13 protein-coding genes and 1 pseudogene are annotated in these 18,442 nt (G+C 62.2%); 4 read left to right on the top strand and 10 right to left on the bottom strand.

What is annotated here, in order from left to right; genetic code table 11:
- Positions 1-30 precede the first annotated feature (30 nt).
- From ACKAMS_RS02610 to ACKAMS_RS02590, 5 genes are read right to left on the bottom strand one after another with little or no spacing between them, the layout of a single operon-like run.
- Positions 31-1,194: a VWA domain-containing protein gene (locus ACKAMS_RS02610; protein ID WP_046379481.1), complete on the bottom strand. Its 1,164-nt coding sequence runs from the start codon at positions 1,192-1,194 to the stop codon at positions 31-33.
- Positions 1,191-3,377 (bottom strand): DUF5682 family protein, encoded by a 2,187-nt coding sequence (locus ACKAMS_RS02605; protein WP_021345870.1) that lies wholly within the window; start codon positions 3,375-3,377, stop codon positions 1,191-1,193. The genes ACKAMS_RS02610 and ACKAMS_RS02605 overlap by 4 nt, the downstream gene beginning before the upstream one ends.
- Complete coding sequence (locus ACKAMS_RS02600) at positions 3,374-4,489, bottom strand: AAA family ATPase (protein WP_020909497.1); 1,116 nt, start codon at positions 4,487-4,489, stop codon at positions 3,374-3,376. The genes ACKAMS_RS02605 and ACKAMS_RS02600 overlap by 4 nt, the downstream gene beginning before the upstream one ends.
- Positions 4,486-5,970: a DUF5691 domain-containing protein gene (locus tag ACKAMS_RS02595; RefSeq protein ID WP_408988565.1), complete on the bottom strand. Its 1,485-nt coding sequence runs from the start codon at positions 5,968-5,970 to the stop codon at positions 4,486-4,488. The genes ACKAMS_RS02600 and ACKAMS_RS02595 overlap by 4 nt, the downstream gene beginning before the upstream one ends.
- Positions 5,967-7,265, bottom strand: coding sequence for an SWIM zinc finger family protein (locus ACKAMS_RS02590; protein WP_070795512.1), 1,299 nt, complete (start codon positions 7,263-7,265; stop codon positions 5,967-5,969). The genes ACKAMS_RS02595 and ACKAMS_RS02590 overlap by 4 nt, the downstream gene beginning before the upstream one ends.
- A 116-nt stretch (positions 7,266-7,381) precedes the next feature.
- Between ACKAMS_RS02590 and ACKAMS_RS02585 the strand changes: the two genes are divergently transcribed.
- The gene (locus tag ACKAMS_RS02585) at positions 7,382-8,713 is read left to right on the top strand and encodes a DUF222 domain-containing protein (protein ID WP_408988564.1); all 1,332 of its coding nucleotides are present in this window, start codon (positions 7,382-7,384) and stop codon (positions 8,711-8,713) included.
- 91 nt (positions 8,714-8,804) lie between these two features.
- On the opposite strand, the gene ACKAMS_RS02580 is transcribed toward ACKAMS_RS02585, so the two are convergent.
- The 5 genes from ACKAMS_RS02580 to ACKAMS_RS02560 all read right to left on the bottom strand — a co-directional run bounded on the left by ACKAMS_RS02580 (position 8,805) and on the right by ACKAMS_RS02560 (position 15,991).
- Positions 8,805-10,094, bottom strand: a complete 1,290-nt coding sequence (locus ACKAMS_RS02580) for a CdaR family transcriptional regulator (protein WP_019745783.1) — start codon at positions 10,092-10,094, stop codon at positions 8,805-8,807.
- A 35-nt stretch (positions 10,095-10,129) separates the two neighbouring features.
- Entirely contained in the window at positions 10,130-11,563 is a 1,434-nt protein-coding gene (locus tag ACKAMS_RS02575) for an NAD(P)/FAD-dependent oxidoreductase (protein ID WP_019745784.1), read from the bottom strand.
- The gene (locus ACKAMS_RS02570; RefSeq protein ID WP_408988563.1) at positions 11,560-13,407 is read right to left on the bottom strand and encodes a DUF3556 domain-containing protein; all 1,848 of its coding nucleotides are present in this window, start codon (positions 13,405-13,407) and stop codon (positions 11,560-11,562) included. Before ACKAMS_RS02570 ends, ACKAMS_RS02575 begins: the two co-directional genes overlap by 4 nt.
- An 85-nt stretch (positions 13,408-13,492) precedes the next feature.
- Positions 13,493-14,965 (bottom strand): class I adenylate-forming enzyme family protein, encoded by a 1,473-nt coding sequence (locus ACKAMS_RS02565; protein WP_070796034.1) that lies wholly within the window; start codon positions 14,963-14,965, stop codon positions 13,493-13,495.
- Positions 14,966-15,097: 132 nt separating this feature from the next.
- Positions 15,098-15,991: a LysR family transcriptional regulator ArgP gene (locus ACKAMS_RS02560; RefSeq protein ID WP_080910331.1), complete on the bottom strand. Its 894-nt coding sequence runs from the start codon at positions 15,989-15,991 to the stop codon at positions 15,098-15,100.
- 75 nt (positions 15,992-16,066) lie between these two features.
- On the opposite strand from ACKAMS_RS02560, the gene ACKAMS_RS02555 reads away from it, so the two are divergent.
- The 3 genes and pseudogenes from ACKAMS_RS02555 to ACKAMS_RS02545 all read left to right on the top strand — a co-directional run.
- On the top strand, positions 16,067-16,687 hold the full coding sequence (locus ACKAMS_RS02555) for a LysE/ArgO family amino acid transporter (RefSeq protein ID WP_408988562.1): 621 nt from the start codon (positions 16,067-16,069) through the stop codon (positions 16,685-16,687).
- 113 nt (positions 16,688-16,800) lie between these two features.
- Positions 16,801-18,123 (top strand): ClC family H(+)/Cl(-) exchange transporter, encoded by a 1,323-nt coding sequence (locus ACKAMS_RS02550; RefSeq protein ID WP_408988667.1) that lies wholly within the window; start codon positions 16,801-16,803, stop codon positions 18,121-18,123.
- Between the two features lie 66 nt (positions 18,124-18,189).
- Positions 18,190-18,435, top strand: a pseudogene (locus ACKAMS_RS02545) (nuclear transport factor 2 family protein); the annotation flags it as partial.
- Between the last annotated feature and the right edge of the window lie 7 nt (positions 18,436-18,442).

The following is an 18,442-nucleotide window of genomic DNA, read 5'->3' as shown; positions in this document are numbered from 1 at the left end:
TCGAGGCTGTTTGAGTCAGTGCCGTTCGAGTCAGCGCTGTTCGAGTGCAAGTTGATCGGCCCAGGCCGACACGTCGCCGCGTTCCAGAGCGACCGCGAGCAGTTCCGGAAACTTGTCCGGCGTGCACGCAAACGCGGGAATCCCGAGGGCACTCAGCGCCGCTGCATTGTCGTGATCGAACGATGGAGCGCCGTCGTCCGAGAGCGCCAGCAGAACCACAACCTGAACGCCGGCATTCTTCATGGCCGCCATGCGCCGCAGCATCTCGTTCCGAATACCGCCCTCGTAGAGGTCCGAGATCAGAACAAACATCGACTCGGCAGGACGCGAGATCAGCGACTGGCTGTACGCGATTGCGCGGTTGATGTCCGTGCCCCCACCAAGTTGGGTCCCGAACAGGACGTCGACGGGGTCGGACAGTTTGTCCGTCAGATCGACGACGGCGGTGTCGAAAACCACGAGCGAAGTCTTCAGCGCTTGCATCGACGCCAACACCGCGCCGAACACGGACGCGTAGACGACGCTGGACGCCATCGAACCCGATTGGTCGATCGCCAGGACCACGTCGCGCTGCACAGATTTCGACTTGCGGCCGTATCCGACTAGCCGCTCGGGGACGACGGTTCGATACTCCGGCAGGTAGTGCGACAGATTTGCTCGGATGGTTCGGTCCCAGTCGATGTCACGCAACTTCGGATTCGACGTTCTGGCCGAACGATTGAGTGCCCCGGTCACCGCGGCCTTCGTTTTCTGCGCGATTCGCTCTTCGACTTCCCGAACCACCTTCCCGACGACCATTCGAGCGGTGGCCTTGCTGGCCTCCGGCATGACCTGGTTGAGGCTCAGCAGCGTCCCGACCAGATGTACATCTGGCTCGACGGCATCGAGCAGTTCCGGTTCGAGCAGCAACTGCGCCAAACCCAGTCGGTCGATTGCGTCCTTCTGCATCACCTGCACCACCGTGCTGGGAAAGTACGTCCGGATATCGCCGAGCCATCTGGCGACGGACGGCGCCGACGCCCCCAATCCGGCTGAGCGGCGGCGCCCCTTGGTCGGGCCGGACGAGTCGTAGAGCGCTGCGAGAGCTGCATCCATTCGACTGTCGCCCGGTTGGCCCAGCCCTCCCGTCGATTCTTCGGCGGATTCCCCGAGCATCAATCTCCAGCGCCGAAGGCGCTGATCGTCGTCGCTCATACGCGCGCTCCCAGTATCTCGGCAACGACCGCCATTGCCGCTCGGCCGCGTCGAGTATCGGTCTCCACTGTCGTCTCGACGCGTCGTCCACCTCTGACCGCCTGACCGATCGCTCGACGCTCCCCTGCCTCGAAGGCTCCGAACGTGCGTCGAAGCAACGGAAGCGTGTCGATGAAGTCCTGCTCACGAAGTTGGCGGACCCACGTGTCGATCAGCGTGAGCAACGCTCGATCGTGAACGAGCACAAGCCCTCCGCCGCCGAGAAACCCGTCGACCCACCCGGCTTTGGCGGTCGGCGCGCTGCCCACGGACAGGGCCCGAGACAAGCGCTGGGCTGCAGCGGTTTCCGTGATCGAACCGCTGTCGCGCAGTAGCCGCACCATCCGTCCGACGAGTAAACCGTTGACGTCGTCACGGTCGATCACGCCGGCCATCGCCTGCAGCCACCGTGCGCTCGCATCGCGATCGTCACGGACCATGACTGCCGAGTGAACCTTGTCGAGGTGATCGCGAAACTCCTCGGCGCTGGGATCGTCCAGTCCGGTGACGGCGACTGCGAGGCCGGTGCAGATCCGGATCAACAAGCTGTCGGCGACGTCGATCAACGCCGTCACATCGGTTCCGCGCACATCGCCGTATCGCAGCGTTCGGGTCAGCGTCGGTAGCGCCGCCATCAGATGTGACACGTCATGGTCTAGTGCCGCAACTGTTTTCACACTCTCCAAAACCGCAGACAAAGCTGCCGGGAGGTTTGCGAGCAGTGAGTTCTCCAGTAGTCCGATCAGTGACGCGAGAGTGATGTCCGGCTCGTTGATCTTCGAGACGACACGTGATGCCGCCGCTGCGGCCACCGTCGTACCCCACAGCGACGCCTCGATCACCGAGACCGAGAATTCGGGCTTCCATTGCAGCGCCCAAGTCTCTCGGAAAGTTCCGGTGGAACGGACCTCACTGTCGGCCGGGGTTCCCCAATCGATCTCGAGGATCCCCAGTCGGTGCAGGAACTGGGAACGCTCGACGTCGATATCGCGTCGCAGGTCCAGATCGAGATTCTTGGCTCCCGCTTGTTGTTTGAGCCGCAAAGTCTTCGAACGTGCTCGCAGGTCTGCTTCGAGCGGAACCGTCGGAGTTTCTTCGGGCACCGCGCCCAGGGCTTCGCCCACAACGAGTCTTCGTGTGATCAGATCCAGAAGAACGTCGTTTCCGTCGCACATTACCGACCTCGTAGCCTCGGTAACTTCCGACAATCCGGCCAGCGGGCGAGAACGCAGTGCAGCCAACGTATCTGCCAATCGGACAGCTTCGATGACGTGAGCACTCGAGATCGGAAGGTCCTCGTCCCTGAGCACCCTCGCAACTTTGGTGAGCCACCGCGTGATCGTCTTGTCGTTCGCGGTGAACAGATGGTGATACCAGCCCGGCGAGGTAATTCCGGCTCCGTAACCCGATGCCGACGCCAGGCGTGAATGTGTCCAGGGAACCCAGGTCAGCGAGGTCTTGACCTTGGACATCCCCTTGAGAATGCGGGCGTCGGGTGCCGCAGGCCCCAAGGCTCCGACCAACGCCGGCGCGTGCCAGGCACCGCAGACGACCGCTACCCGCTCGGCGCCATCCTTCAACGTCTTTCGCAGCACCTGCCGCATATATGCTTCGCGATGCGCTGTCTCCTCGTCGATCGGCACCGTCTCACGCAGCGCCTCCATCGCCTCGGTGATCGCATCGAAAGAATCTGCGCCCGAGCTTGATTCGATCACCGAATCCCACCAGCGTTCGGTGTCGTCGAAACCCGCGGCCGCGGCCAGTTCAGACAGAGGATCGCCCTCGCGGACAGTACGAATCCCCTGATCCGCCAACACGTTGAACGCGGGCAGATCGCAGAACCTTGCCTGCACACCGTTCTTCGCAGCCCACTGCAGCGCTTGCCATTCGGGTGAGAACACCGCAAACGGCCAGAATGCCGCCTTCGACGGTTCGCCAGTGGCGTACGCGAGCAACGCAATCGGCGGTTCCATCGACTCCGATGCCGCCAGCATCACCAACGGGTCTGCATCCGAAGGACCTTCGATCAGGACCACGTCGGGGGAAAACTCGTCCAGGCCCTGCCGAACCGAACGAGCAGATCCCGGGCCGTGGTGACGGATACCGAAGACCCGGACACGCAGGTCCGGAATCACGATGGTCACCCGGTGACCTCGCGGCACGCCCGGTAGAAGTCGGACCACTCGCCGCGTTCACGCACTACTGCCTCGAGGTACTCGTTCCACACAACCTTGTCTGCGACCGGATCCTTGATCACCGAACCCAGGATTCCGGCAGCGACGTCGGATGCCCGCAGTACGCCGTCCCCGAAATGCGCAGACAACGCCAAACCGTTGGTGACCACCGAGATCGCCTCCGCCGTCGACAGAGTTCCGGACGGGGACTTCAACTTGGTGCGGCCGTCGGTGGTCGTGCCTGATCGCAGTTCCCGGAACACGGTGACGACCCGGCGAATTTCCTCGGCTGCTGCGGGGGTTGTCGGCAATTCCAGTGCTGCGCCCAACTGTTCGACTCGGCGTGCCACGATAGCCACCTCGTCCTCCTCGCTGGCCGGCAACGGGAGAACAACTGTGTTGAACCGTCGACGTAGTGCGGACGACAGATCGTTGACACCGCGATCGCGATCGTTGGCGGTAGCGATCAGATTGAAGCCCTTGGCTGCCTGCACCTCGATGCCCAGTTCCGGCACCGGCAACGTCTTCTCGGAGAGAATGGTGATGAGGGCGTCCTGCACGTCGGCCGGAATACGCGTCAACTCTTCGACGCGGGCGATCTTCCCGGTTTCCATCGCGGTCATCACAGGTGACGGCACCAGCGCACCGGCGGTCGGCCCCTCCGAGAGAAGGCGTGCGTAGTTCCAGCCGTAGCGGATAGCTTCCTCGGGTGTACCCGACGTGCCTTGAACCAGGAGCGTCGACGCACCCGAGATTGCAGCCGAAAGGTGTTCGGAGACCCAGGTCTTGGCTGTACCCGGCACGCCCAACAGCAGTAGTGCCCGGTCGGTGGCAAGAGTTGCGACGGCCACTTCCATCAACCGCCGTGGACCGACGTACTTCGGTGAAATGACTGTTCCGTCGTCGAGAGTGCCACCCAACAGATACGTCACCACGGCCCAGGGCGACAAGTTCCACGACGGTGGACGCGGACGGGTGTCCTGCGCGGCCAGTGCTTCGAGTTCGAGTGCGTACTCCTGCTCTGCGTGGGGCCGCATCAGCTTTGCCGGTTCTGTGGTGGGCACGGTTACGCTGTCAGTCATGTGAGCTCCTCGAGCAGGGTCTTGCGGTGGGTGATGGCGCTGGCAGTTCTGGCGAAGGTCTGCCGCCAGTCCGGGTCAAGTGCACGTTCCGCAGCCCGATCGAGCAAAGTTACTGCGCTGTAGGGAAATCGACTCTCGGCTAGGCGTAGCGATGCGCTGTATTTGTAGCGCGAGAATTCGCCGGCCTTGGCGCCCCCATCGGCACGTCTGGCCGCAACTCGTTCCCACTGGGCCACGACTGCCCGGGTGATGTCGTCTGGCCATGGACCTCGCAGAGCGTCGTAGATCGCTGCCCTGCCCGGGTGCAGAACATTGGCGTCGCCGTTTCCAGACCTCAACAGGTCAGCCAGAGCCTTGGCCGGCACCAACGGGAGTAGGCGTCGATCGGTGGCCGTGCCGCGCGTGCGAAAGAGTTCCAGCGCCCATTCCGCATTGTTCTGCGCGACTGCAGCGGTGGACCAAGCGTCGTGAAGGATCGGCTCCCAGCCTTCGTCAACGCTCATCCCCATGACCTTGCCGGGTTCACCGATCATGTTGTTCCACAAAGACAACGGTGCAGAACTGATCGCCTGACGCACGTACTCGGCACGATAGTCGGTGTGTGGATTCGGCCGATCTTCGATGCCGTCTCGCCTCGACGCCGCATCGACTTCCTCAGGCGGCAGGATGACCAACGTGGATCGAAGCAGTTTCCGCTCCACCCGCGCCCATTTCTGAACCCGCGCAGCCATTCGCTCCCCGAACTCCGATTCGGGAATACGTCCGAGCACCTCCGCTGCTGCGCGTCGCACGTCCTTGCGACGGTCGTCGAGGGCTTCCTCCAACAATGGTTGATCGTCGGCGCTCGATCCGATTGCCAGAGTCGAGACAAATGCAGCCTTCTGTTCGCCCCGCTCGGTGCCCCACGATTTTCTGAGTTCGGCCAGTGCCAGCGCGGGATCTGTTCGGCGAGTGTCTATCAGCCACTGCGTGCGCTGGGACGAACTTCCGTGACGCCAGACATCCGGATTTGCATCCCTGGTTCGGACGAGCTTGCTCCACTCGGGGTTTTGCGCGGCTAGCCATCGGCCACGCTCGCCGACGATCTGCAGGATGCTCTCCCGGTGAGCTTCGCTCGCACGTGCAAAGGAAAGCAACTCGGCGACCAGATGATCAGGCGCACGGTAGTTGCGCTCCAACGCGACTGCGAACCATTCGTCGAGCAAGGTCGCCTTGGCCGCGAGCATCGACAGCAGGTGCGCCGATGAGGATTCCGGCAGCGTGAATCGCACATCGTCTGGAGCAGGTGTCGACACCGCCGCCGTGGTGGAGCCCGCACCGCCACGGCGGTACGCCCTCTCCAACGCCGCTGCCGCCAGAAGCATCTCGGCAGGATCGCCGTCGAGTTCGCGGGCATGGCCTCGCACTTCGGCCGGCAGCTCCTCGAATGTTGTCGAGGTTCTGGCGGTCCCGAGAAGAGCAGCCGAGATCAATGTGCTCACAGCACGATCACCTGCCCTCCTGCGAAAACCGAGATCGGAGTAAGAGCCAGCGCATTCCACGTTCCGCAGACCGTGACCGGGTAACCGCCGGAAATACCGAGCAACTTCCACAGAAGATCCGAATCACCCTCTGCCCGAAGCGCTGTGCCCGATTCGTCGACGAGAAACCAGGAACCGTCGACGAACGACGGGACCACCGAACTGATCACTGCCGGCCACGAGCGCAACCAGGGATCTGCGGCGAGGGCATCGGTAAACTGCTGCAACGCAACGTCGATGCTTCCGAACGGCATGGTTGTGAAGGGCTCCGGTTCACCGTGCGTTGCCCCCATCCGCGCCCGCAATGCCGCGGCACCGGGATAGAAATGAACATCGGCATTGAGCAGAAACCCGACTGGCGGCGTTTCGGTGGCAAAGTTGGGTGACCCGTGGGAGAAGTCGAGCAGCATGGCCCACCGTTTCGAATTCCTGCCGAGCATCCACACGGTTCGGGTGAACAGTCGCTTCTCCTCGGTGATCCCGGAACCGAGAATCATCCAGTTCTCTTTCACCGGAATCGATTCCATCACACTCTCGGTTGAGACGGGATAGCCGACGTGCGCTTTCACCGAATAGGCAAGATCTTCCGGCAACTTGGACAGCTTCTGATGCCCAGCGACCAGCAGGTGCAACCGAGCCAACTCGTCGAGGACCTTCTCGGGCCAGTTCTCCGTAGACGCAACGATTCCCGCCAATGCTCGAAGCGTGCCTGCAATACCGGGCGCCTGAGCATCCACCATTCGAGCGGCTACCGCGTCGAAGCCCGCCCAAGATGTGTCCATCGCCGCCAGACCACTGCGGATCTGATCGGTGATCCACAGGTCCAATTCGACGAGCCCGCCCGCAACGCGGTCGGCGCGCTTCTGCGCTGTCGCCGGGTCGGGAGACTTCTTGGGAGCCTCGTCACCGCTTTCGCCGGTGTTCTCGGCCTTCTCCTCGCGGCGCGACAACCACTCTGCCGCGAAGTCGGCCGGCTCGTCCGCCGACGGCACACGCCCTTCCGACCATTCCACCAGCAGCCCCAGAGCATGTTTGCACGGAAACTTTCGACTGGGGCACGAGCACTTGTATGCAGGGCCCCGCAGGTCAACCACTGCTTGATACGGCTTCGAGCCGCTGCCCTGACACAGCCCCCAGAGCGCGAGACCGCTACTGCCGGCATGGCTCCACGAACCAGCCAACTTACGCGCAGCGGCCAGCGATGCGGCGTCGGGAGCTACCGACGCCACCTGCCCAGCTGTCCACGGCGAAGTCACTCGACCACAGTATGACAACCCGCTGACATCGCAGAGTCAGGCCGATTCTTTAGTGAATCAGCTCTTGACTCGAACGCATGTTCGAGTATGATTTGAGGTGGGGATCGGGGGATTCAATGAGTATCAACACATCATCTGACGTCGTTTGTGGTTCTGCGGTGGGGTTGCGCGGACGCCTGTGGCGGTTGACTGCTTCTGAGTTACGTGCCGCTGCGGTGTCGGCGAGTGCGGAGATTCTGCGGCTCGAGGCCGTTCGGGTGGCGGTGGTCGACGAACTCTCGATGCGCCCGGATGATCAGGTGATCGCCAGCCGCGGTGTCGGTTCGTGGTTGGCGGCCAACACGATGCTGCAGGTCCGGGACGGGAAGAAGATCGCCGCCCTCGGTGCAGCGCTACGACCGTTTCCCGCGGTGACGGCCCGGTTCGACGTCGGGGACTGCTCCTTCGAGCACGCCGTGCTGATCGTGGCGTTCTGCGAATCACCACCGAAGGGCATGCCCGACGCCGCGCTCCCTCGCTGTATCGACCTACTGTTGGCTGCTGCTTCCGGTGTGGAGGCCACGACGACGAAAGTCCGGAACGTCATCGCGACCTTGGAGCGAGTGTTCGAATCCGATGAGATTCCACCCGCCGAAGATGAGGATCGGAACGAGCTGCGCATCGCGTCGACGTTGAACGGCCGGGTGGTGGTGCGCGGAGATTTCGACGCCCTCACCGGCGAAATGCTGCTGTCGGCGTTGTCGAATCTGACGATGCCCACCCCGGCACCCGATGGAACCCCCGATGCCCGGTCGGCGGCGAAACGGACCGCGGACGGGTTCACCGAACTGATCCGCCGCTACCTCGACTGCGCCAAAACCGGCACCGACGGTGGCCAGCGGCCGCACGTGAACGTGCACATCAATGCTCGTGATTTAGCTGAGCATCGCGATTGCGCCGCCGCGCCCTCGCCCGATGGTGGTGGTGGTGGTGGTGGTGGTGGTGGTGGAGCGACTGTATCGGATCTCGATGTCGGGCACATGCCCTGGCTCGGACCACTCTCGGTCTCGCAGACCAGACTCCTCGGCTGCGACTGTTTCCTGTCCACCGTGCTGCTCGACGACCACGGCGCGCCGCTCGATGCGAAACCCGGGAAACGGTTGGTGTCCGCCGAACAGCGAGTGGCGTTGATCGCCCGCGACAAAGGCTGCGCGTTCCCCGGCTGCACGTGTGTACCGGCCTGGACCGATGCGCACCATATTCGGCACTGGGCGAACGGCGGGCCGACGGTGATGAACAACCTTGTCCTGCTGTGCCGTTCACATCACCGGCTGATGCACCGCAAGTCCGGGTTCGTCGGGAAATGGGTGATCCGCATCGGCGTCGACAACAAACCGTGGTTCATCCCACCGCCCTCGATCGACCCGCAGCAGCACCCACGACCGGCGAACACCACCTTCAAAACCTGAGAAGAACCTCAGGCACAACAGAACACGGCCAGGCTCCGCATCGGACATCAAACCCCGATACGGAGCCCACAGGCCGTGTCGCGTCCACAACTCACGACGTTTTGGCGGGGCGCAAGACCGATCTACCCAACAACTCACAAACCTGCAGGGCCAGAGCGAGATCCAACTTGTCTCGGCCGGCAGCGACTGGATCCCCGAGCGCCTTGTTGATGCGATACTTCACGGTATTCCGGTGCAGATTCATGTGATTGGCAGTGTGCAGATGGCTTTCTCCGTGGGCGAAGTACACACTCAACGTCGTCCGCAAGGATGCAGCAGAAGGCGTATCGTCCGCCAACGGGCCTAGCACCTCCCAGACCCATGACTTCGTAGAATCGATGTTCTCGGACAGAAGTGAAACCACAGCGACGCCGCGGTCCCCGAAGCTCACCACCGGCCGTTGCGGCGTATCCGGCACGGCAGCAACCGAATAGGCGGCGGTTGCCTGTTCGTGAGATCGCTTGAAACCTTCGACCCCTGACCCTGGCAGTCCGATTGCCACCCGCGCTCCGCCGTCCAACGGCACTGCCGCAGCGAGAACCTCCGGATCCGGCGCAGGCACCCGGCGACCGAACGGCAGCCACGCCCACACCGTGCGTCGATCGATGGCGGTGATGATCGGCGGCTTGTCCGCTCCCGCCGCTGCGCCGAGATCACGTACGAGTCGATCGAGCGTGTTGATGCCCATGACGTCCGCATCCCACGTCGACCAAACCACCAGGGCGACGTGGTTCTGACCCAGGCGGTACCCGGTCTCCGCTTCGAAAGCAGCGGTATCTGCGTTGGTGCCGGACAGGAGGGCGTGGATCGCGGCCGAATGGAGGTTTCCCTGCGCTGCCATCCATCGACTGCGTTCCCGCTCGTACGCGTCGAAGACGTAGAGCGTGATCCAGTCGATGTAGCTGTAGACCACATCCGAAGTGTGCTTCAGGACAGCCAAAGTGAGTCGCGCCGGAATATCCAGTGTGCTGATTTCGTCGTGACAGATCCGCATCAGATCGCCTTGGCCCATGTGGTAGGCCCGAACGAGAGAGTTGGACGGAACGTCCCGCTGCGCCAGACGCAGAGCGTATTCCACTGCGGCAGTGGTCGGTTGGAGATGATCGATCGGAATGTCGTTGGCCAGTACGTGGATGATCGTCGTGATGTTTCCCTGCACGCTGGCCTCGAGCATTTCGAGCAATTTGGCGTCTGCATCCAATTGGTCGATTTCGTGAGCCATCATGAAGGCCATCTCACGCGCGATGTCGGCACTGCGCTCGTCGAGTCGTCGGGCCAACTCGGCAACCACCGCAAGCACTTCCGGCTCCGCGGCTGCAGGCACTCGGGCGAGGCGCCGCATCGCGCCGGCGCCTCGCTCCTTGTGCGATGGACTACTCACAGAACTTCCGCACCCTTTCGTCGCAGGTACTTCAGAGCCGATTCGGCCGCGTTGTACCCGCACATTCCATGTGCTCCGGCACCCGGCGGGGTCGAGGCCGAGCACAGGTAAGTGCCCGCGATCCCCGTGCTGTACGGATCGACTGCGACGCGCGGACGCAAGACAACCTGCAGTTCGGTGTTGGCACCTCCGATGATGTCGCCGCCTACCTGATTCGGATTGTCTTGCGCCAGGTCAGCTGTACCACTGCTCGATGTCGCGACGATCTGATCCCGGAATCCTGGCGCAAACCTCTCGATCTGACGAATGATCGCCTCCGTAGCGTCGCCGGCATATCCGTGTGGCACGTGCGCATAGGCGTACAGCGGATGAACGTTCCCGGCAGATCGGGTGGGATCAGCCAGGTATTGCTGACCGAGGAGCACGAACGGCCGGTCCGGCATGCGGCCTGAATTCGTCTCACGCTCAGCGGCCACGATTTCGTCGAAACCACCTGCCAGATGGACAGTTCCGGCCCGAGCGCAATCCGGATTGGTCCACGGCACATGACCTTCGATCGCAAAATCGACCTTGAACGCTCCGGGAGCCTGCTTGAACTTTCGATAGGCTCTCGCCACTCGGCCAGGGAGTCGATCGCCCAGTATTTCGAGCGCACCCCCCGGATTGACATCCAGCAGAACAACATCGGCGTCCGGAATCTCGGAGGCCGTGCGAACCCGAATGCCGGTGTCGATCTTGCCGCCGTGATCGAGGAGCATCGCGGCCATGGCGTCGGTGATCGAACGCGAACCTCCCTCGGCAACCGGCCAACCGTAGCGGTGACCAGCAGCAGTGATCATCAATCCCACCGCCGAGGTGGCCGGACGGTTGAGTGGATAGAAGGCGTGCGCGGCAACCCCGCCGAACAGCGCCTTCCCTTTGTCGGTCTTCCACAACTTCGCGGTCACGGTTGCCGGAAGCAGCGCTCGCGGACCGAAAGCTGCGAGCCGCAGCGGATGCCGCGGGACATTGACGATCGGGCGCATCAGGTCGGACGCCAATGCATCGAATCCCGTCGACAAGTCACCGAACATGCGTTGCCATCGAGGTCCGTCCGCGCCGAGTCCCGCCGCCGTCTGCTCCAGCGAGCGGTACAGAACACCGGCGTCCCCGTTGTCGAGCGGATGCGCGCAGTCCACCTCTGCCCATCTCCAGATCAGCCCGTATCGCTCGAGGTCCAGCTTTGACAGGTACGGCGAGCCGATACCCATCGGGTGAAACGCCGAGCAGTGATCGTGAATCAACCCCGGCACGTCGATCGGACCGGAGCGGGTGCCTCCGCCGATCTGGTCGGCAGCCTCGAGCACCTGCACGTCCACACCGCTACGTGCGAGGTGTACAGCGGCAGCGAGCCCATTGGGCCCGCTGCCGACGACTACGGCCTTTGTCACTTACTCACCTCTTGCTCGCTACCGCTGGCCCTCGTACGCATCTTCGGCTCGGAGACAACCTGCGGATCTGTTGCCGCGCGGTCGGCCCGTACGTCCAGTGTCCACTGAACGTCGAACGGAATGGGCCCGTTCGGCAACCACGGTTGTTCGGCAACTGCGTCGGCGACCTTGAAAGTACCTCGTTCGATGACGCCGAGAGCTGCGTCGATCACCTGGTACTCCTGCGTTCCCTTGTGGATGGGCTGCGATTCGATCCAGGTCACCAGGAACTCGCCGGGCGCGAAATTGCAGCGACGCTGAATGGCGGCAATCAACTTCGCGTCGTGCAGGTGCCCGTCACCGAAGTTGAAGGCGACGATGGAGTTGCACATGAACTCGGCTTCCCGCAGCGAGTACGTGTTGATGTCGTCGCCGAGGTGCCTGATCATCAGTGAGAACAGTGCACGCCCCTGGCTGTGCATGGAACGCCAGCCCAACAGCTGATGCAGAACGACATCGGACACATCTTCGGGGTACATCGTCATCAACTGATTACGCGTATCCGGCGACGGACGCTTGATGTACTGGTCGATCTTTGCTTCGGCGCCCGGCGCGAATGCCCACGTCGCAGATGCCCAGTTGCCGGCGTACTGACGCATCGACGGCAGGAACGACACCAGATCGGGTCGAAGGTTTCCGAGAATGGGGAAGAAAGCAAGGGCTGCAATAATTCCCGCTGTGATCCAGGGTGAAGACATGGCGCCGAGGCCGTAGCCGTCCCACGCCGGGAAGCCCAGGAACAGGAAGACCGAGGCGTAAGCGAACAGAAGATTCCATTCCAGCGGAACGGCCAGCGGGAAGGTCGACGCGATGAAGAGATGGAATCCGACCATGAGGATCACGGCGAGGATGGTGAGTGTCTTGTTCGTCGAGAAGAGCAGTATCAACGGGGTGACGATTTCGACCATCGTTCCGGCCACGTGTGCGACCCCGCCGCCGAGGTGCGAGGGTCGCAGATCCTCCGGGAAATTCCGGTAGTGCGCACGCTTGATCTTCTTCGACGGGATCCACGGCGTATTGCTGAGCATCGGGGGGACCACCAGCGAGAAGTGACGGCCGAACTTCGAGACACCGGCACCGATCCACACCATGACGATCAGCAGTTTGAGCGCCAGAATCATGTCGACGAAGGGCAGGAACGTGAAGAAGAAGATCGCCGGCAGGTACTGCTCACTACGGGCAGCGATGAAGGGCACCTTGTCCCGCAACCCGAGAATCACCATGAGCACGAGGAAGGAGTACAAGACCGTCGGGCGTACCAGTCCGGCATTGTCGGCGATTGCCGAATCGATTCCTGCGGTGTGAACGCCGGGAAGAACTACGGCAACAAGAAGATTGGCGACTACGGCGACGTAGATGAAGACGTCGAACACCGTGCGGGTGTCACCCGAGGTGAGCAGCACCTTGCCCGGCCACGGTGGAAGGCGAATCGTGCCGGGGCGGATCCAGTAAAGAACTCCACCGGTCATCGGTTTGAAGTGGCCGGCCAATGGACCCCAAGACCCTGCCAGGCCCAGGATTTCGAGCATCATCGTCCAGATGATGAGTTTCTGGTAGACGATCGGCTGGTTCCACCATGATCCGATGTCGAACCACGAGAGGCCGGAAGTCAAAGTGGCAACGGCTGTTCCAGCTGCCAGGTAGAGGAACAACAGTTTCATGATGTAGACGGTGTGGACCATTTTCGGTGTACCGAAGCCGTAATCCACCCAGTGCGTGGACATGTCACGCAGACGCTCGAGAAACGGCTTGTCCATGAAGGTTGCCGGATCGACGGGAGGGAAGTTTCCTTCTTTGAATCCCATGATGTGCTCCTGAAATACGGAATGTGGGCATGACGGATCGACTCGACGCACGTCGTCGAGTTGTGCTGGTATTACGGGGAAGGGACTAGTGAGCGGGAGTTGCGCTCAAAGCTCGTCTCATTCCGGGTTTGTCGATCTTGCCCACCGGGTTTCGGGGAAGCGTATCGACGACGTAGATCGCCACTGGCACCTTTACTCGGGTGAGCAAGGCCGTGACATGTTCGAGCAGTTCGCCTTCGGTGACGGGCGCGTCGGGGTAGGCAACGACATAGGCAACTGGCACCTCTCCGTAGACCTGGTGCGGAGCGCCGATGACGGCGGCCTCGAGCACGGAAGGATGTGTGGCGAGCGAATTTTCGATCTCCTTGGGGTAGATGTTCTCGCCCCCACGGATGATCATGTCCTTGATGCGATCGACCAGGGTCAGGTAGCCGTCTTCGTCGAGGACCCCGACGTCGCCGGTATGCAACCAACCATCCTTGACGGTCTTCGCGGTCTCCTCCGGCTTGCCCAGATAGCCACGCATCACGTTGCCGCCCTTGATGACCACCTCTCCGGCAGTTCCGACGGGAGCAAAGGTTCCGTCCTCGGCAAGAATGGCAATCTGCTGGCCGGGCAACGCCGGGCCGACCGTACCCAGTTTGCGCAGGCCCTCCACAGGATTACAGGCCGACGCACAGGTCCCCTCGGTGAGTCCGTAACCCTCCACGATCACGAAACCGAAACGCTGCTCCGCGCGTTCGAGGAGTTCCTTGCTGATCGGCGCCGCACCGCACACGGCAAATCTCAAAGATGACGTATTGATCGAGGCGTCTTCCGGCTGCGAGGTCAGCATCGCGTAGATTGCCGGCACCGCCGAGAAATACGTGGGGCGAAGCCGCGCAACGTCGTCGAAGAATCTCGAAACCGAGAACTTCCCGGTGACACTCACCTGTCCGCCGACAAGCAAGGGCGTCAGGACGCTGACGCAGATCGCGTTGACATGGAACAACGGCAGAATCAGCAGGCAGTGATCCGCGCCGGTAACACCGATGTTCTTGCCCATCGACGAAGCCATGAACTGCAGGTTGGAATGCGTGAGCATCACTCCCTTGGGCCGTCCAGTGGAGCCGCTGGTGTAGATGAGCAACGCCAGATCGTCTGCTGCAACATCGATTCCGGGTCGGGGATCGGTCGGCGGCACTGTCGCCAGATCGTCGACGACCAACACCGCACGGCCACCCGAGGGCGCATCGGCAGTAGCGGTGATGACCAACTCGGCCCCGGAGTCCGCGATCTGGTAATCCGCTTCGTTCGCGGTGAACATCGGATTGATGGGCGTAGCTGCAGCACCGATGCGCCAGGCAGCCATGATCGCGATCAGCAACTCGGCGCGATTGGGCAGCATGATCGCCACCACGTCACCGAGTCCGATTCCGAGTCCGGCCAATTGCGCGGCAACAGCTTCCGTACGCTCTGCGAACTCTTCATACGTGAGTTCGACGTGGTCGTCCCGCAGGCACGGCTTCTTCCCGTACTTCTCCGCAAGATCCCAAGCCAGATATCCGATGTCCGCCACGAGAGTCAGCACCTTTCATTCGTGTGTGACTCAAAACACTATCGGCGTCCTGCGGCCGAAGAAACGGTCTCAGGGGATCAACTTATCCAGGTTCTTTGTTCCCCGAGCACAACACCGCAAGGGCGGCGAACATCAGATCGAGGGCTGATGCAACACCTCGTGAGCGCGTCGGGTCACCACTTCGGAGATCCGGCGCAAGACGGGTGACGACAGTTTCCACTGCTGCCAGTACAGCGGAACGTCATCCACGAAGTCCGGATCGAATCCGATCAGCACTCCGCCGCGATCGTCTTCGCCGCACTGCAGGTCCGGTATCAACCCCCACCCGTATCCCCGTCTGACGGCGTCCGCGAAGTCTGCCGATGACGGAACAAGATGGCGAGGCGGATCTGCCGGGTGGCCGACCTTTTGATCGAGGTACCGATCCTGCAGCAGATCCTTGCGATTGAACACCACCAGCGGTGCCTTCGAAAGGGATTCGGCCGTGACACCATCTGCGAACCAGCGACGGCAGAACTCTGCGCTCGCCATCGGCCGATACCGCATGATGCCCAACCGACTGGAGGTACACCCTTGAATCGGTGACGCAACCGACGTGACAGCAGCCATGACCGAACCGTCGCGCAGCAGTTCGGTGGTGTGGTCTTGATCGTCGAGATGAAAATCGAAACTGACTTCTTGCGTGAACTCCGCGAGGGCCCCGAGAACCCAAGTGGACAGCGAATCGGCATTGACCGCGATCGAGACGCGGGCGAAAGTGTTCGAACCGTTTTCCAAACCGAGTTCTCGCACGGTGTCACGCGACAGTGCGTCTATCTGACGGGCAAGACGCAGGACTTCTCTCCCGGAATCGGTGACCTGGATGGGTTTGGTGCGCTGCACCAGGATCCGGCCAACCGAGGTCTCGAGAGCTTTGATTCGTTGGCTGACCGCCGAAGGCGTGATGTGTAACTTCCGCGCCGCCGCCTCGAAGGTTCCCTCGTCGACCGCAGCGTGCAATGCCCTCAGTTGCTCGAAATCCAACATAATCTGAAGCTACTCTGATGCGGCCTAAGAATCATTAGCTGGACTGAATGAAATCTGAGCGGCAGGCTCGACAACATGCTCAGCACCAACGACCCTGCGTCGGCCCTCGTCGGTTTCGGAGTCGGACTGTCATTGATCGTCGCAATCGGCGCCCAGAATGCGTTTGTTCTTCGCCAAGGTCTGACGCGATCGCACGTACTCCCCATCGTCGCAGTGTGCGCGTTGTCAGACGCAATTCTGATCCTTGCAGGCATCAGCGGAATCGGGACCCTCCTCGAACACGCACCGTCGCTGATCACGTTCGTTCGTATCGCCGGTGCGGTCTTCCTCCTCAGCTATGCAATCTTCGCCGCCAAGCGGGCGCTTCGACCCCAGACGCTGGCACCGGATCAGCGCGGCAACGGTTCGAGGCTGACCGCCGTCACGATGGCATTGGCCCTCACCTGGCTCAATCCACACGTTTACCTCGACACCGTGGTGCTCATGGGTTCAATTGCCAACGGTCGCGGCGAAATCGGACGTTGGTGGTTTGCGGCCGGTGCCATCACCGCGAGTGTGGTCTGGTTCAGCGCCCTCGGTTACGGCGCACGCCTGCTGACGCCGCTTTTTGCGAAACCCAACGCCTGGCGGATTCTCGACGCTCTGATCGCCGTGATGATGGCGGTTCTCGGAATCAGTCTGCTTGTCGAATTGTGACTCGGCTGCACAACCTCGATCCGACACTGCGGGTATCGGGATGGGTTACCGTCCAAGGTGAGGAAGCTCAATTCACTGTCGCGAGTTGTGACCATCAGGTAGGGCTGATCACGATGACCGAGGACGACGGCGGCACCGAACCGCGTGACTCCAACCGCGGACTGAGTTTGCTGTGTCTACTCGCTGCGGTCGCGGGCGTCGGGGTCGGATTTGTCGGCGGTGCATTCCGCTGGTGTCTGATCAGGGCCGACGAACTCCGTCGGACGATCGTGAACTGGGCGCATCACGTTCCGTACGTCGGGTGGCTCGTGCCTGTCGTCCTGGTGGCCTTGTGCACCGTGCTGGCCGTACTGATCGTCAGACGAGTACCCCTCGCAAAGGGAAGCGGCATCCAGCACGTCGAGGCGGTGTCCCGCGGCGAAGCGAAGCCGCCGGGAATCAATCTCGTGCCTGCCAGATTCATCGGCGGCCTCTTGGCGATCGGCTCCGGCCTGGTTCTCGGCCGCGAGGGCCCCACCGTACACATGGGTGCGGCGATCGGGGCAGAAGCGGGACGGCGGGCCCGCCTTGCCGAACCGGACGTCGCCATGCTGCAAACATCCACGGCCGGAGCAGGACTCGCCGTCGCGTTCAACGCACCGATCGCCGGGGCACTGTTCGTCTGCGAGGAGGTGACGCACTCATTTCGGCTGCGCACCGTGCTGCCAACACTTTTCGGTGTTTCGGTCGCGGTGGGCTGTGCACGACTTGTCATCGGTGACCAACCCGATTTCGAGGTCGGCACCGTCCCGACGCCTCAACTCGCACTCTTGCCACTGTTTGTCGTCTTCGGAATCCTCACGGGGCTACTCGGTGTCGCCTACAACCGCTTGATTCTGGGTCTACTCGACGCCGTTGCACGACTCGACAGGATCCCGCCGACTGTCATCGGCGCAACGATCGGCGCCACCATCGGCCTGACGCTGTTCCTCGACCCGCTGGCCAGTGGGGGCGGCGACGTTCTTGCACAGATGATCGTCGGCGGAAGGACCTTCGTACTGCCGATCCTGCTGCTGTACTTGGCGGTTCGGTTCTTCACTGGCCCGCTCTCGTATGCCGCTGGAACTCCCGGCGGACTGTTCGCTCCCTTACTTGCACTCGGTGCACTCTGGGGGTCGATCTTCACCGGACTGTCGAGCTTCGTGCCCGGAGTGGACGCCGGGCTCACGGTCACCATGGCCACCATCGGCATGGCTGCCTTCTTCGGCGCTGTAGTGCGCGCACCGTTCACCGGCATCGTGATCGTGGTCGAGATGACAGCGGTGACGTCGACGCTCGTCCCGATGCTCGCTGCCACTGCGGCAGCGGTATTCGTCGCCACCGCGGCAGGGTCGGCACCTATCTACGACAGTCTCCGAGAACGGATGTTGGAAACTCAACGCCCACCTCTGCGATGATCACGATCGACATCGTGCCCGGCCTATGCGTAGGCAGAGGAGCATTCATGACCCCACAAAGACTTCACCGAGATAGGTGCGTCGGGTAGCGTCCGGGACCTACCGTCGACCGTTGAATCACTGCGAAACGAACCCATCGACGGCGACGGCATCGAAGTTCACAACTTGACCGGTCGAATCATCGACGACGGATACGTCCTGACACAGTGGGATTCAGTCCGAGACGTGCGTCGTGCGCGGCGCACATCCCTGTGGCGCCGCGCCCCGATCGGATGGCAACTGGTACACCATCAAGGCACCCCGCTCCACTGATTACGCA

The organism is Rhodococcus sp. 5A-K4, assembly GCF_046097995.1.
Lineage (GTDB): Bacteria > Actinomycetota > Actinomycetes > Mycobacteriales > Mycobacteriaceae > Rhodococcus_F > Rhodococcus_F erythropolis.
This window is presented reverse-complemented; position numbering and strand designations above follow the sequence as displayed.

Coding starts and splice junctions, on each gene's coding strand:
- ACKAMS_RS02560 (WP_080910331.1), bottom strand. CDS start 15,991: ATGTTGGATTTCGAGCAACTGAGGGCATTGCACGCTGCGGTCGACGAG.
- ACKAMS_RS02610 (WP_046379481.1), bottom strand. CDS start 1,194: ATGAGCGACGACGATCAGCGCCTTCGGCGCTGGAGATTGATGCTCGGG.
- ACKAMS_RS02570 (WP_408988563.1), bottom strand. CDS start 13,407: ATGGGATTCAAAGAAGGAAACTTCCCTCCCGTCGATCCGGCAACCTTC.
- ACKAMS_RS02600 (WP_020909497.1), bottom strand. CDS start 4,489: ATGACTGACAGCGTAACCGTGCCCACCACAGAACCGGCAAAGCTGATG.
- ACKAMS_RS02580 (WP_019745783.1), bottom strand. CDS start 10,094: ATGCGGCGCCTCGCCCGAGTGCCTGCAGCCGCGGAGCCGGAAGTGCTT.
- ACKAMS_RS02555 (WP_408988562.1), top strand. CDS start 16,067: ATGCTCAGCACCAACGACCCTGCGTCGGCCCTCGTCGGTTTCGGAGTC.
- ACKAMS_RS02550 (WP_408988667.1), top strand. CDS start 16,801: ATGACCGAGGACGACGGCGGCACCGAACCGCGTGACTCCAACCGCGGA.
- ACKAMS_RS02585 (WP_408988564.1), top strand. CDS start 7,382: ATGAGTATCAACACATCATCTGACGTCGTTTGTGGTTCTGCGGTGGGG.